The sequence below is a fragment of the Companilactobacillus kimchii DSM 13961 = JCM 10707 genome (assembly GCF_001435445.1).
GTDB classification, from domain to species: Bacteria; Bacillota; Bacilli; order Lactobacillales; family Lactobacillaceae; genus Companilactobacillus; species Companilactobacillus kimchii.
This window is the reverse complement of the sequence record NZ_AZDH01000017.1, coordinates 186952-202636: the sequence shown is the minus strand read 5'-3', so window position 1 is coordinate 202636 and position 15685 is coordinate 186952. Positions and strand designations below refer to the sequence as shown.

14 protein-coding genes, 1 other RNA gene and 1 pseudogene are annotated in these 15685 nt (G+C 35.2%); 4 read left to right on the top strand and 12 right to left on the bottom strand.

Translation table 11 applies throughout. The features are described 5' to 3' along the window. Positions 1-49: 49 nt before the first annotated feature. Complete coding sequence (locus FC97_RS07905; RefSeq protein WP_054642348.1) at positions 50-916, bottom strand: DegV family protein; 867 nt, start codon at positions 914-916, stop codon at positions 50-52. Between the two features lie 135 nt (positions 917-1051). Here FC97_RS07905 and FC97_RS07900 point away from each other — a divergent pair, with 135 nt between their 5' ends. Beyond that, positions 1052-2716: an Rqc2 family fibronectin-binding protein gene (locus tag FC97_RS07900; protein WP_054642206.1), complete on the top strand. Its 1665-nt coding sequence runs from the start codon at positions 1052-1054 to the stop codon at positions 2714-2716. Positions 2717-2761: 45 nt separating this feature from the next. Here FC97_RS07900 and FC97_RS07895 read toward each other — a convergent pair whose 3' ends face one another. From FC97_RS07895 to FC97_RS07865, 7 genes are all read right to left on the bottom strand, one after another. After that, positions 2762-5155: an ATP-binding protein gene (locus FC97_RS07895; protein WP_054642205.1), complete on the bottom strand. Its 2394-nt coding sequence runs from the start codon at positions 5153-5155 to the stop codon at positions 2762-2764. Next, complete coding sequence (locus tag FC97_RS07890) at positions 5146-6234, bottom strand: carbamoyl phosphate synthase small subunit (RefSeq protein ID WP_054642204.1); 1089 nt, start codon at positions 6232-6234, stop codon at positions 5146-5148. Before FC97_RS07890 ends, FC97_RS07895 begins: the two co-directional genes overlap by 10 nt. A gap of 28 nt (positions 6235-6262) precedes the next feature. Continuing rightward, on the bottom strand, positions 6263-6790 hold the full coding sequence (pyrR, locus tag FC97_RS07885; RefSeq protein ID WP_054642203.1) for a bifunctional pyr operon transcriptional regulator/uracil phosphoribosyltransferase PyrR: 528 nt from the start codon (positions 6788-6790) through the stop codon (positions 6263-6265). Positions 6791-6883: 93 nt separating this feature from the next. Further along, positions 6884-7792: an RluA family pseudouridine synthase gene (locus FC97_RS07880; RefSeq protein WP_056968101.1), complete on the bottom strand. Its 909-nt coding sequence runs from the start codon at positions 7790-7792 to the stop codon at positions 6884-6886. Beyond that, positions 7785-8249 carry a signal peptidase II gene (gene lspA, locus FC97_RS07875; RefSeq protein WP_054642201.1) on the bottom strand — a complete coding sequence of 155 codons (465 nt, stop codon included), beginning with the start codon at positions 8247-8249 and terminating at the stop codon, positions 7785-7787. The genes FC97_RS07880 and lspA overlap by 8 nt, the downstream gene beginning before the upstream one ends. Further along, positions 8249-9931: a formate--tetrahydrofolate ligase gene (locus FC97_RS07870; RefSeq protein WP_054642200.1), complete on the bottom strand. Its 1683-nt coding sequence runs from the start codon at positions 9929-9931 to the stop codon at positions 8249-8251. Before FC97_RS07870 ends, lspA begins: the two co-directional genes overlap by 1 nt. After that, complete coding sequence (locus FC97_RS07865; RefSeq protein ID WP_054642199.1) at positions 9915-10313, bottom strand: EbsA family protein; 399 nt, start codon at positions 10311-10313, stop codon at positions 9915-9917. The genes FC97_RS07870 and FC97_RS07865 overlap by 17 nt, the downstream gene beginning before the upstream one ends. Before the next feature lie 28 nt (positions 10314-10341). Between FC97_RS07865 and FC97_RS07860 the strand changes: the two genes are divergently transcribed. The 3 genes from FC97_RS07860 to FC97_RS07850 all read left to right on the top strand — a co-directional run bounded on the left by FC97_RS07860 (position 10342) and on the right by FC97_RS07850 (position 12864). After that, positions 10342-10743: a ribonuclease HI family protein gene (locus tag FC97_RS07860; RefSeq protein WP_056968047.1), complete on the top strand. Its 402-nt coding sequence runs from the start codon at positions 10342-10344 to the stop codon at positions 10741-10743. Positions 10744-10812: 69 nt separating this feature from the next. Beyond that, positions 10813-11826 (top strand): lipoate--protein ligase, encoded by a 1014-nt coding sequence (locus tag FC97_RS07855; protein WP_056968045.1) that lies wholly within the window; start codon positions 10813-10815, stop codon positions 11824-11826. Between the two features lie 93 nt (positions 11827-11919). Beyond that, positions 11920-12864, top strand: coding sequence for a magnesium transporter CorA family protein (locus FC97_RS07850; protein ID WP_054642198.1), 945 nt, complete (start codon positions 11920-11922; stop codon positions 12862-12864). Here the strand turns inward: FC97_RS07850 and FC97_RS07845 are convergent. The 4 genes and pseudogenes from FC97_RS07845 to FC97_RS07835 all read right to left on the bottom strand — a co-directional run bounded on the left by FC97_RS07845 (position 12861) and on the right by FC97_RS07835 (position 15672). Beyond that, positions 12861-13979, bottom strand: coding sequence for a THUMP domain-containing class I SAM-dependent RNA methyltransferase (locus tag FC97_RS07845; protein ID WP_054642197.1), 1119 nt, complete (start codon positions 13977-13979; stop codon positions 12861-12863). The two genes, FC97_RS07850 and FC97_RS07845, sit on opposite strands and share 4 nt — an antisense overlap. A gap of 77 nt (positions 13980-14056) precedes the next feature. After that, positions 14057-14415, bottom strand: an RNA gene (rnpB, locus tag FC97_RS13260) — RNase P RNA component class B. Between the two features lie 225 nt (positions 14416-14640). Continuing rightward, positions 14641-15057 (bottom strand): annotated as a pseudogene (gene gpsB, locus FC97_RS13255) (cell division regulator GpsB); the annotation flags it as partial. Positions 15058-15120: 63 nt separating this feature from the next. Then, positions 15121-15672: an SLOG family protein gene (locus tag FC97_RS07835; RefSeq protein WP_054642196.1), complete on the bottom strand. Its 552-nt coding sequence runs from the start codon at positions 15670-15672 to the stop codon at positions 15121-15123. Positions 15673-15685 lie beyond the last annotated feature (13 nt).

Here is a 15685-nt window from a genome sequence, read left to right as displayed (position 1 = left end):
AAATATTTTATATTATTTCAGTAAAATAAAAAAGCCATATGGCTTTTAGTTATGCTTTATCAAAATCCTTGATCCAAGCAATGGCCAATGCATCTTTACCTAAATGAGCACCGATGACAGGTCCAAAGTATGAACGATCTAGTGTAATATCAGGGTATTTTTCATGTAATTCACTTGCCCACTGATCTCCGTCACTCTTATCGTCAGCGTCGATTACTAATAAACGCAATGGATATGGAGCTTCCTCCATGGCTGTAGCTAATTTTTCTTCAGCTTTTAGCTTGGCTTTTTTCATGGAACGGACTTTATCATAAGCAACAATTTTGTGAGAATCATCATCAAATTCTAGTAATGGTTTAATATTTAACATGGTTCCAATAACAGCAGAAGTATTTGATAATCTTCCACCTTTAACTAAGTTCTTTAAATCATTTACCACAAAAGATTCACCAATAGAACTTCTTAAATCATCTAGACGTTCAAGAATCTCATTAAGTGGTTTATCTTCTTGAGCCATCTTAGCTGCCTCTTGAGCTAAGTAGCCCATTAGGCGTACAGTGATATGTGAATCATAAACAACGACATTGATATCATCAATTGTCTGAGCAGCACTCTTAAGGTTATTTACAAACCCAGAAATAGTGCTTGCCAAATGAATTGAAATTACGGTATCATAGCCTTCTTTAGCCAGCTTGTCGTACACGTTCATCATTTCACCAATTGAAGGTTGAGCCGTTGAGGGTAATTCTGGTGATTCATGTAAGAGTTTGTAGAATTGAGATGTAGTAATATCAATATCCTCACGATATGTTTTGGTATTAAATACTACCTCTATTGGCACAACTGTTATATTATATTTATCGACTGTTTCTTGTGGCAAATAAGATGTACTATCTGTTACAATGGCTATTTTCATAAATTTATCAATTCCTTGTTTGGTTACGTATAATGATTGTATAACCATTAAATTATATCATATTCAATCGGGTTTATATTTGTTACACTGCAAAAGTTTCAGAATTTATCATGCAATATAGAAAGGAAGTCAAATATGTCCTTTGACGGAATGTTTACCCATGTGATGGTAAACGAATTGAATCAGAACCTTCGTGGCGGCAGAATTGCTAAAATTCAACAACCGTTCGCTAACGAATTGATTCTTACAATTAGAAGTAACCGTAAGAATCAACAATTATTATTATCAGCTCATCCCTCATATGCGAGAGTTCAAATTACGGATCAGCCATTTGCTAATCCCGCTAAACCTTCGACTTTTGTTATGTCGCTAAGAAAGTATATCACTAGTGCTATTGTTCAAGACTTCAAGCAATTGAATAATGATCGTATCGTAATCGTAGATTTAAGTGCTAAAAATGAATTGGGTGATATTCACGAATATCGGTTAATTACTGAAATCATGAGTCGACACAGTAATATTTTTCTTGTAAATAAAGAGAATGGAAAGATCATTGACCTAATTAAACGTGTTTCCCCAGAGAATAATAGTTTCCGTGGACTCCTTCCCGGGGACGATTATAAGTTACCGCCTGCACAGAATAAAATCAATCCATTTTCAACGAAAAATGAAAATCTTCAAGATTTATCAGCAGCCGATATTCGTCAAAAATACGAGGGTATTGGTTTAGATACATCGCACGAATTGGAAAAATTTATAGCAGCTGGTAAAACTTTAGATGATTTCATGGATTTGTATGAAAATCATTTGGCCCCTAACACCGCTAACTCTAATGACAAACATAAATTAGGCTTCTTCCCTATCGGTTTTAGCAATACCACGACAGAAGTTAATACTTATGCAAGTTTAAGCGAACTTTTGGATAATTACTACCTTGATAAAGCTCGAGTTGATCGAATCGAGCAACAAACTAAGAGTATCACGCATCGCTTAGATATTATTTTGAAAAAAGATAAATCTAAGATTAAAAAATTGAATAAGCAATTGTCACAGACAGATGTGATGGCTAAATATAATCTTTACGGTGAATTGTTGACGACTTATATGTCACAAGTTAAACGTGGTTCTAGTTCAATTGTTTTGACTAACTATTATAATAATGAAGAAGTAAAAATCAAATTGAATCCCGAATACTCCCCTTCTGACAATGCTCAACATTACTATAAAAAGTATCGTAAGTTACAAAATTCGATTCCTCACGTTCAAGAGCAATTAGATATCGCTACAAATGAAGTTAACTACTTGGAATCAGTTTTGGCATCCCTTGAATATGTAGATATTGAGGATGTTGACGGTATCGTTGATGAATTGATCGATTCAGGCTATATCAAAAAGAAACGTCGTAACGCTCGTAAGAAACGTAAGAAGCATGTTGGTGAAGATTTCCAATCATTAACAGGTATTGATATTGTCGTTGGTAAGAATAATATCGAAAATGATCAATTGACAATGAAATTATCACAAAAGAATCACTACTGGTTCCATGTGAAAGATATTCCTGGATCACATGTTATTTTGAAAACAAGTGATCCTGATGAACAGTCAATTACTGAGGCAGCAACAATTGCGGCCTACTATTCTAAGGCTCGTGATTCAAGCAAGGTCCCAGTTGACTATGTCAAAATCAAGAACATTCGTAAACCTAATGGTGCCAAACCAGGTTATGTTATTTTTGAAGGTCAAAAGACTATTTTAGTTGATCCTGATCGTCAATTAGTAGCTGATTTAAAGGCTAAATAAAGCAAAAAAGTCGAGTTAATCGTTTATGGATTAACTCGACTTTTTTTATCTTAAATTCTTTAACTCGTCTTCCATTTCTTCCTTGTTTAATAGCTTATAACGCTTATCGTCAATTGTTAGAAGATATTGTTCGTCGAAATTATTGAATATTTCTTCGAGTGAAAGATTGTCGCCAATCTTATTACCTAATAGTAATTTAACCAATGTATCAATTACGTGAACAGAACTGGCTAATTCATGTCTAATAATGTCATTAGTCATACCACGATATTTTTTAGTTACGAGCCAATGATCTTTTTGTTTAATCAATTCAAAGTTATAAATGGCCACTTCATGTTCACTCTCTAGTTCCTGAGCAATTAGGTGAGCAAACTCATTATAATTTTCAGGTGACATAAAGTTATTAACGGAACTAACTTCGTAGAGATGATTATTTTTCTTAGTTCTATAAATAACTGATGGCACTAAGAAATTTTCACCATCGGAGACGACCATTACTCTAGCGGAAGTGTCTGCTTGAAGATCGATATTCTTAATCTCTTGAGCACTAAATTGAAATACCCGACTGTCGTCCTCTGTATCGATCAAATTTTTTGATAAATCAATGATATTCAAAATACTATCATTAGGAATCAAATTGAGAGCTTTCATTTCCATATGAGGATCATCAATTTCCACAATCTTTCGGCGCATGGCTAACGGTGCGTTCCAAGGTTCACGTCCAATAATGATGGGCTCCAAGCCATTTTGATCAATTGATTTAGCTAGTTGGAATAAAACAAATTGTCTAATAGTTGTGTCAGTCTTTGAAGTGATTATTGGTGTGCGTACAATAATTTTTTTGCGGTCGCTTAACTTCAATTCATTGCTGATACCTGCGGTAACGAAGTAATTATGGTTAGGATAATTCTTATTGGCCACGGAAATAGCAGTTTTACTTTTTACAACTGATTTCGTAACGATATCGGAACTGTCTAATAATAATTTACTGTGACCTACCCCTTTGACACCCATTTCAACCATACGTTCAACATTATGACCATCAATCTCGCCTTCACGAATAATTAGACTATTATCGATAATATTTTGTAAAGCGGTTAAGTATGGCATGTTGATGCCAGTGATCTCTGATAAAACTGGTTTTTCAAAATTACGACGCATGGCTTCCATCAGAACATCCAACATCCAATTAGTAGGGTGAATGATCTTTTCGAATAACTCATCATCATCCAATTTGCGTAATTCTTCGTATCGATTGAAATTGTTATTCAGTTTATCATTGAGTGCTCCCTTATTGAGAACCTCTTCCAAACTAAAACCATTTACAATAATACTGGAATTTGAAGTCTTGCTAGGTCCTAAATACTTTTGACCAGGAGTATTCCATTGTGGGAAGCGTGAGGTAATGTGATCGACAAATGGTTCAGTTGCTCCATTAAAGAAATTACCTGCATCGAGTTGGAGTTTGTCCAAATGGAAACCAACACAAAGTTCCGCTACGGCTGTGGCAACGGGATAGCTTGTTGCATATTCTAAAAATTTAGTTTCTTCACTTAAGCGAGGTATAAATTCTGTAATATAACATTCGTTGGTAACATGATTGTAAGCAAAGTGAACGGTGCAGACACCAATAATATTGAAAACTCGAGCTAATTTTATTGAATAATTTCTTAAACGTTGTAACTTCGAATCATTTAAAGAGATCGCTGGTGAAATTAGGTTTGAATCCAAATGATGAATACCGATTGGTTCGATATCTTCAATCGTTCCTATTAAGGATGAGTTATCAAAACTATCCCGTAAAATAGTAAAGGAGTATTCACTAAAGCCTCGAATACTTCTTTCAATTTCAATTTTAGTATCTTCCAAATCATCCAAGGCCATGAAATTATCAAGTTCAAAAAGGTTGTTAATGTTAGTCCAGCCACTTGAATGGCGATTGGAATAACGTCTTCTAGCAATAATAGGAAAACCAATTGAACGAATAAAACTGTAAATTTCTTTTTCATCATCTGAAGAAATAAAGTTAATAACTGGCAATCTAGCTTTATTTAAACGTTTGATGAATAGGTCACGCTTAAAGGTAGCTAAAGAAGAGGCATAATTAGCCCCTAAAATCTTGGTACTACCAATCTTACCATTTAAGCTGGAAACGATTCCTAAGGCGTTACGATCACCGACAGTAGGTAAAATAGCGTCGGGATGATACTTTTGAACAAATTTTAATACATTATCACCACTAACTTTTTCGACAACTGTTTTATCAAAGAAAGTTCCCGAGGAAAGTAATGATGTTGGATCTTCAACAATGATTGAAGTTTTGTACCCCAATTGATGCAAAATGTCGACGGTATCATAAAGTGCAGTTGATAGATCAACATTTTTATCACTAATAGTTGGGCCGATGATTAGAATTGTATGTACTTCAGTTAATTCCATTGATTTCCAGCCCCCTCTTGTTGTTTCACTGAATCAATTAAATCGATAAATTCATCGAAGACATAATATCCATCAGTTGGTCCAGGTGCAGCTTCTGGTTCAAATAGTACACCCATAATTGGCAAATATTCGTGTCGAATACCCTCTATAGTTCCATCGGCAACACAAATGTTGGTAACAATGAAGTCGGATGAACCAATATATTTTTGATCCAAGGTATAGGAATGGTTGTGATTAACAAAATCAATTTTGCCACTGGCAACTTCTTTAACAGCTAGGGATGATTCATGATGTGGTGTAGCTAGTTTTTCTATTTGGCAGTCATTGGCTAGAGCTATTAGTAAATTACCAAGACCAATACCCAAAATAGGATATTTCTTTTGTAAAACTTGAATATTCTTAATAACATTTGGCAAGTCCTGTGGATTACCTGGCCCATTAGAATAGATAATACCATCGGGATGTAAATTCTCAATTTCTTTTGCCGTGGAATTGTAATTAACAATAACTGAATTACAGTCCCGGTAGGATAACTGACGCAAAATGGAGTATTTGAGTCCTAGATCAACAATAACAATCTTTCGTCCCATGTTGGGATTTGGATATGATTGACGAGTAGAGACTCTTTTAACTAGATCAGGCGGCAAAACTAAAGCTTTGATTTGATCAATAGCGTGTTCATCGTGAGTATCCATGATGCTAGCTTTCATTTCACCATGTTCGGCAATATGTCTCGATAAAGCTCTAATGTCGACATTCTTGATACCTGGTATTCGTAGACTGGTAATCCAATCTTCAAATGAAACTGAATTATCAACCGTTGAGATACTTGATGAGCCAATAACGACACCTTTACATTGTGAATTGATAGATTCATAAAAATCTCGATTAATTCCTGAGCTACCAACAGAAGGAATTGTGAAAGCAATAATTTGACCCTCGGCATTAGGATCGGTTACGGATTGTTCAATTCCAGTACGATTATTTGATATTACCAATTGTCCCGTGGTAATGATAGAAGATCCGAACCCTTCTCCGGGAAACACAGTTCCGTCTTCTAAAATTAAATAACGTTTCATTCTTCAGCAACTCCTCAAAAAATTGTAGTTATTCGATTTCGATCTTGTCTTCTCCATCGATTTCTTTCATTGAAACTTTAATCTTTTCTTTTTGAGAAGTTGGAATGTTTTTACCAACAAAATCTGCTCGAATAGGTAGTTCTCGATGTCCACGATCTACTAAGACGGCCAAAGAAATTTTCTTAGGACGACCCGCACTCATCAAAGCATCCATAGCTGCGCGGATAGTACGACCTGTGTATAGAACATCATCTGTTAAAATAATATGTTTGTTGTTGATGTCAATATCCAAGGGTTGTGTTTTTACATCAGAGATATCTTTTTCTTCGTGAGTCTTATCATCACGATATGGTGTGATGTCGAGTTCAGCAACAGGAATTGAAATGTTTTCCAATTGCTTTAGTCTTGATTCAATACGGTGAGCAACAAAGACGCCACGTGTCTTAATTCCCACAAGAACCAAATCTTCAATTCCTTTATTTCTTTCAATAATTTCATAAGTTATACGTGTTAAAGCTCTGGTCATTGTTTGACCGTCAATAATTTCTTTAGCCATATTTTTCCCTACTTTCAAAAAAGCACTCACAAAGTGAGTGCTTCAATTTATTTTATAATCGCACACAATTCTATTTGTAGATTATAGCACGACTTAATGTTGAGAACGTAATTGCTTAAGAGTCTCTTGAAAAATTTTTGGAGGTTCAATTGAAAATTGCATCCACTCATGAGTTCTTGGATGTTCGAATCCAAGCGTTTGCGCATGTAAGAATTGTCCCTTACCAGGTAAGGTATTCTTAGGACCATATAGAGGATCTCCAGCAACGGGATGACCAATATACTGCATATGAACTCTGATTTGATGAGTTCTGCCAGTTTCCAATTTTAGTTTTAGTAATGAATAATCCTCAAATTGTTCCAAAACTTCAAAGTGAGTAACCGCATGACGGCCATCTTCTACAACGGCTTGCTTTTTACGATCAAATTTGGATCGACCTAATGGTGCTGTGATCTTACCTTTTTTCTCTTTAAAGTTACCATGAACGATTGCCAGATATTCACGTAAATTACTCTTATCTTTTAACTGTTTCATCAATGATTGCTTAGCTAAGTTATTCTTAGCAATCATTAAGAGACCAGAAGTATCTTTATCAATACGATGTACAATCCCAGGACGGATAACGTCATCATCGTTAATTTGACAATGATATAAGATAGCATTCACGAGTGTTTTATCTGGATGACCAGCGGCAGGATGAACTACCATCCCTTGTGGCTTATTAACAACAATAACATCCTGATCTTCATAAACAACTTCAATTGGAATATTCTCTGGAATAGCCTTGATCGGTTCTTCTTCAGGAATATTAACCGTAATTTTATCGTTAGCCACAACCTTCTGGCCAGTTTTACTAACTGGTTGGCCGTTTACTAAAACATTTTGATCTTTAATCAATTTTTGGATCTGCGATCTTGTTAAGTCATCTAGTTCACCATTCAAATAGGCGTCTAAACGACTTTTTTTTGGTTCATTATATTCTAATTCAAAAGACTTACTTATTATTTTTCTCACCTGCTAGTTGGACAAACAAAGATACAATTATTAGTATTACACCAATCGTAATATAAGTGTCCGCTAAATTAAATATTGGAAAATTCATAAAATCTAAATTAAACATATCTACAACAAAATGTCTAGTGAAACGATCAATTGCATTGCCAATTGTTCCCGCTAATAGGAAAATTAATGCAAATCGATACATGTATTCATTTTTAGCAGCTTTGATGAAGAGATAGACCAAAACGACTACCGCAATTATAGTAATCAGATAGAAGAACATCATCTTACCTTCAAGCATACTCCAAGCTGCACCAGTATTTGTGATATGTGTGATAGATAGGATTCCCGGGATGAACTCGTGGACACTCATTGGATCAATATTACTAGTGACATAATATTTTAGTCCTTGGTCACCAATAACTAAGATTGCACAAAGCAACCAATAAATCAACTGCACTAGAATAATCCTCCGATAGTTCCTTCATTATCAACATCCATATTCAAAGCAGCGGGTTTCTTTGGTAAACCTGGCATTGTCATAATGTTTCCTGTCAATACAACGACGAATCCAGCTCCAAGCTTTGGAACGATGTCAGTAACGTGAAGTGTAAAGTCCTTAGGACTACCTAAACGTTTAGGATCATCACTAAGTGAATATTGTGTCTTGGCAATACAGATTGGTAAATCATCCCAAGCGTTGTCTTTCAAAACTTGGAGCTGATTACGAGCCTTTTTACTGTATTCAACATTGTTAGCTCCGTAAACTTCAGAAGCAATTGTAGCAATCTTAGCTTCAGTAGTTTCTTCATCTTCATAAAGACGTGTATATTGTGATTCCTTTTCAGTAGCCTTAACAACAGCTTTAGCTAAAGCTTGGCCACCCTTACTACCCTCATGATGAATTTCAGCTAGTTGAACGTCAACACCGACTTCGTCACAGAGACTAGTTAAGAGTTTGATTTCGTTATCTGTGTCGGTAGCAAATTTATTGATAGCTACAACAACTGGGACGTGGTAATAACGCATATTATGAATATGACGTTTTAAGTTCTTGAAGCCAAGATTTAAGGCATTAAGATCCTCGTTTTGAATATCTGTGAGGGCTTGACCACCGTTGTACTTCAAAGCACGAATAGTAGCTACGATCACAATGGCGTTAGGGGCATGGCTTAATCTAGGAGCAACGATGTCCATAAATTTCTCACCGCCAAGATCGGCACCAAATCCAGCTTCAGTAACAGCGTAGTCACCTAGCTTCATAGCTAACTTAGTAGCTAAAATACTGTTACATCCATGAGCAATATTGGCAAATGGACCACCGTGAATGATTGCTGGAGTATTTTCAAGGGTTTGTACTAGATTAGGCTTTAAAGCATCTTTTAGTAGAACTGTGATGGCACCTTCAACATGAAGGTCACGAACGAAGATTGGCTTTTTGTCAAAAGTATAAGCAATAAGAATGCTTGAAATTCTTTCTTTCAAATCGTCAATATCTTGTGCCAAACAAAGAACAGCCATTAATTCACTAGCAACAGTGATTTCAAAGTGTTCTTCACGAGGCATTGAGTTGAAAGGACCACCCAGACCAACGACTGTATTTCTTAAAGCACGATCATTGATATCTAAGGCACGTTTCCAAACAATACGACGTGGATCAATATTCAATTGATTTCCCTGATGAATGTGATTATCAATTAAGGCTGCTAAAGTGTTAACAGCACAAGTTAAGGCGTGCATATCGCCAGTAAAATGTAAGTTGATGTCTTCCATAGGAACAACTTGAGCGTAACCACCACCAGTGGCTCCACCCTTCATTCCCATTACAGGACCCAATGAAGGTTCACGTAAAGCTAGAACAGTCTTCTTACCAATTGATTGTAGAGAATCAGCTAGTCCAATAGCGACAGTTGATTTACCCTCTCCAGCTGGAGTTGGATTGATAGATGTAACTAAAATAAGTTTTCCATCGTCTTTCTCCATTGACTTGGTAATACTACGACCAGAAAACTTAGCTTTATAGTGTCCATATGGTTCAATATCATCTGGTGTCAAACCGATTTTATTGGCAATTTCGTTAATATTTTTCATATTATCGTGCTCATTTATTTGAGCAATTTCGATATCACTTGGAAATGACATTGCTTTCACCTGCTTCTTTTCTAATTAATTTTAAAATACCCTTTGTGGAAGTAATCTTAAACGGAAAATAATCATGATTACTGAAATTAAATTCCAAAGTCCATTGGTTATTTGCCCTAATGTTAACATCTTTACTCTCAAAAATACGTGTTTTGTAGTAAGGTTCCTTGATAACAACTTGACCATTCGTAAACTTTACCCAAGAGTTAGATATAATATAGATTACATAGACAGCGTCTAGAATCCAAACTAAAAATGGAACAATACTCAAAGACATTATCTCCAATTGTAAAATAATCCCCAAACATACAAGACTAAGTGCAAGCGACCACATAATTATCCCCCATGGTCCTGCTGGTTGAACAAAATGTTTCTTTGACATAATTTCTCCTGAAAGGTTTTTAATAAATATGATTAAATTGTACACCGATGCTGGATTAAATACTAATTTAAATCTAGGTGTCGTTAGCTTTGTAATAAGGATTGATAACAAAATTTATACTGATGCACAAGTTCAGAATTTTGACGACAATCATTTTTTAGAATTTCTGGCATTAAAAATGGCCTTAAGGAAAATTATAAAAAATGGTTGGAATGATGAGATAGTTTTAATTCATTCTGACAGTCAAATTGTGGTTGATAGTGTAGAGAAAAATTATTCCAAGCACTATCAACCGATATTGGATGAGATCTTACAAAGCTTAGAACAGTTCCCTAGCTATTTTATTAAACATATTGCTGATAAAGACAATCGTGAGGCGCACTCTCTGGTTCGTCAAAAAATGTTGACTGTCCGTAAATATCGCGATTAATTCATTTCTAAATATTGATAACTGTGATAGTATAAAAACGTTTCCAATTCAGATGAGGAGGTACTTTTTATGTACTACGTTGTTATGAAAGATCGCGATATTCGTGATAACCTTGCCACCGAACAATATTTGATGAATAATATTGAGTTCGATGAGCCCTTAGTTCTTTTTTACATTGAAAAGCCTTGTATTATTGTCGGTCGTAATCAGAATACGATTGAAGAAATCAATAGTGACTACATAGCCGATAATCACATCACTGTTACCCGTAGAATTTCCGGTGGTGGTGCAGTATATCAAGATTTAGGTAATCTTTGCTTTAGTTTCGTGGTTGATTCAGATGATAAGAATTTTGGTGACTTCAAATCATTCACACAACCAATTATCGATGCTCTTCATCAAATGGGAGCAACTACTGCTGAGGTCTCTGGTCGAAATGATTTACTAGTTGATGGTAAAAAATTCTCTGGTAACGCCATGTATTCTAGAAATGGAAAGACATTCTCACATGGAACCCTATCGCTTGATGTGGATCTAGATATCTTGACTAAGGCACTTCATGTTCAAAAGGATAAGATTGCTTCTAAAGGTATTAAATCTATTAGAAGTCGAGTAACCAACCTGCGTCCATATTTAGCACCAGAATATCAGGATCTAACGACCGAGCAATTCCGAGATAAACTATTATTGGAATTGTTCCATGCCAATACTTTGGACGAAATCAAAGATAAAGAATATATTGTTACTCCTGAAGATCAGAAACAAATTGATAAGATCAAAGAAGAATATTACTACAACTGGGACTGGGTTTATGGTAAATCCCCTGCCTTTACCGCTAAGCAAAGAAAACATTTTGATATGGGAACAGTTGACATCCGTTACAATATTGAAAATGGTAAAGTTGGAAATATTGAAATTTATGGTGACTTCTTTGGTATGAAAGATGTTAACGATATTAAACAAAAATTATTGAATGTTAAATTTGATCGTGAAGATATTTTAAAAGTATTAGATCAATTTGATTTGGACGACTATTTCAAGGGAATTCCTGAAGTCGAACTACTAAAGCTATTTACGCCATAATTTATTTATATACATAAAAAAGTGGATTGAGAAAAATAATTCTCAACCCACTTTTTATTTTTGGTATCATTATCCTTAATGAGGGGATAAAAAATGATTAATGAAACGGTATTAGACCAAGACTATAAACTAATCGATGTTCATTCAACCAAGAATCTAAATGATTCTGATCGTACATCACTGATTGAAAATTATAATCTGACCAATGAAATTCTAGACTATGCTGATGATGAAAATGAACGAGCTCGATTTGAGTATGACGAATACAGTCAAACTTTTTTGATAGTTTATAATGTGCAGAATGAAAATGAACAAAGCGATGATCTATCACAAAGAGTTTTACCTATTTCCTTTGCCATTAAGGATAAACAACTTTTCTTGTTCACAAATGATGCCACTCACTATGTGAGAGACTATCTTCTTTATGCGAAGAAAAACTTTAGTGAAGGTAAAGAAAATCTGTTATGGGAACTTATTTTTCATACGTTTGATCAAATCTCTAGCGATTACAGCGATCAAATTAGTGAAACTGATTCTAAAAGAAACAAAATTCAACGTTTAATCAAGAAACACCATTCTTCAGAAAACCAGATTTTAGATTTAGCTGAATTACAAGATTTAACAACTTATTTGAGTACAGCCATTAGTGGCAATGCAACCGTCCTTAATGAGATAGAACTCATTTCTAGTGGTAAGGTTCAACAATTACACTTAACTAAGGCTACTCATGAACATCTTCACGATTCAGTTATTGAAATTGAGCAGATCAAAAATCAAGTTAATCTGAGTTCTGATATTATTGATCGTATTTCTAATACTTACAATAATATTTTAAATAATAGAACAAATACGACCATGAAGGTGCTGACAGTTTACACTATCATTTTAAGCATCCCCACGATCGTATCAGGTTTTTATGGTATGAATATGAAGTTACCTATTGCTGACCAGGAGTGGTCCTGGATATTTTCATTAATCATCACCATTGTTATTATTTTAATCATTCTTTGGGACTTGCATAGACGTAATAGTCTCTAATGTTTAGCCCAATATTGGTACATGTCAGTTCTAATAGAACCATTGTAAAGTTTACGTTTCTTAGTAGCTAATTCGCCATAGTATTTTTCGAATTCAACATCACTAGTTAAAATATATTTATTCCAAGTGGGAGCGGTCGAGAAGACTTCTCCCATTTCTTTATATAGTTTTCTAACGCCGGCCATATCACTCATACGTTGACCGTAAGGTGGGTTAGAAATGATTGTTCCATAGTTCCCTTCGATCTTCAAGTCTTTAACAGCAATTTGCTTAAATTGAATATCGTGTAGGACACCAGCATCATGAGCATTTAATTTGGCTACGTCAATCATCGAACCATCAATATCACTGGCAAAGATATCTAAATCGAGATCCTTTTTTACGCCAGCTTTAGCCTCTTCTTTAAGATTAGCTAGAATCTTAGGATCAAACCAATCGAAATCTTCAAATAGGAAGTGACGTAAGATACCAGGTGCAATGTTTTTGGCCATACGTGCAGCCTCAATAGCGATAGTACCAGAACCTGTTGTTGGGTCCATGAAAGGATCTTCTTCAGGATGCCAGACAGTTAAAAGAATCATGGCTGCCGCAAAGTTTTCCTTCAAAGGAGCAGCACCGTGTTCAACACGATAACCACGTTTGTACAATGATTCACCGGTTGTATCAAGTGTTACCTCTACAACATCTTTGTGAATACGAGTTTCAATTTGAAATTTTGCACCAGTCTCAGGTAAACGTCCACGACGCATGAAAATATCGGCCATTTTATTAACAATGGCTTTTTTAGTAATAGCTTGAATATCACGTTCTGAATGTAATTGTGATTTGACAGTTCTAGCCTTAATAGGGAAGGCCGCATTTAAAGGTAGCCAATTGTCCCAATCGATTGCATAAACTTTATCGAATAACTCTTCAAAAGTTGTTGCTTTGAAAGTACCAATCAAAATCTTGATTCGATCAGCACTTCTAAGCCACAAGTTAGTTTTAGCAATATCTTCGTATTCACCGTCAAAATAGACCTTACCGTTCTCGGTCTTTGTATCGTATCCCAAATTCTGTAGTTCTTTTGCGGTTACAGATTCAAAGCCGCTTGACATAGTCGCAATTAATTTCATATTGCTCCCTCTTAGTTTAATTTTTAATTGATTGTATAAAAAAAGGACGAACAAGTCGTCCCTTTGCCTCGATAAACTCCTATAGGCCACGTTCTGTTCATGTGTTAGGCTGGCAATCCTAACACAGTTAGTAATCATCTATCTACAATTAAGCCTTCACAGTAGATTCATTTCTCGTTATGAAGCGCCCCTACCAAAGTTTGGGTTGCCCGCTTGCGGGGTTTACCTCGTTCCACCATTGCAATTTCTCACAATAATTCGTCTCTGTGGCACTTTCAAGCTATTAACACATAGTCAAAAGACCTTAGTGCTTTCACTGCCGTTACCCTAAGGCACCTTGGCTTATTGGGCCAAGCACAAACACTGCAAGCATCTCAGCTCGCGCGGGCGTGGACCTTCCTCAGCCTAGATAACTAGACCGCGATTACTCGTAATTTACCGACTTGAATAGTATACACTAAAATCTGTTAAAATTGTTATTATTATTAAAATTATTTTGATTTTGTCCAGAATTGCCATTCATAGGGCGGTTTCCTTGAAAATTATTTTGATTATTGAAGCCATTATTCATATTAGGATTGATTTCAGTATGACCACTTTCAACCCCATCATGATTGTTCATATTGTTAGGAACAACAGCTGATGCAAATTGTTTAGCATTATCGTTATTGTTTTCAGGAACACCGTTAGCAAAATCATGACCGAAGACACGTTTTTCAAGATTAGAAAGACGTCTCAAAATATCATAGTTAGTTGAAGCCTCAGCAATTGAGCTTGAAACTGGTTTTTGTTGTGGTTGTGGTCTTCTGTTTTGAACTTGAGGTCTATGTTGTGCTGGTTGATTTGCATTCATACCACGTGATTGCATTAAACTTTCATTCTCAGCCTTTAATTGACCAATTTCATTTGTAAAAGTTTCATAGTCCTTAATAATACCATCCAAGAATTGATCGACTTCGTTAGGGTCGTAACCTCTCATCTTTGTCTTAAATTCTTTTTGCAAAATATCATTAGGTTGGTAGTTTAAGGCAAATTCATTGCCATTGTTATTACCGTTGTTACTACCGTTTTGGTTCATTCCATTCATATTGTTCATTATTAAACACCCCAGTGTTAATTATTATTCTAAAAACGACTGAAACTAGCTATCTGATAACATATTAGCAAAATCCTGCATAGAATCAAAATCTATTAATTCCAGTTGATAATCAGTTCCACCATCCTGATAAGATTTAATAGCCTCATAGTCATATTTTGGCTTACCACCGCTATCGGGATCGTAAAAAATCAAAGCTCCGTTTGTATGTTGAAGCATAAAACTTTGCCATACTCTTAATTGTCTACCTGAATGATAACTCATATTGGAAACTTTGTTGACATAGTCAGCATTTCTTAAATAATTTTTTAGTAATAGCTGATTGTTCTCATTCCACTTATTTCCAAATTCAGCATATGGTAATATCACTGCATGTCTTATATTATAGCCTTTTTTCTTAACTTCTTGTATAGATTTACCCACAATTTGTTCCGTTCCTAATTGTGCACCAGTAATTATCCATTCTGTTCCATTTTCGGCATAATTAATTAGTCTTTCTTGAAAAAAGTCTTGAATTACTTTGGCTTTTGGGTCATCATCTTTAAAAATACCTAGCTCAAAAGATCGATAACCTGTTATCCATAAATTTTTTAACATAAAGAAATCTCCC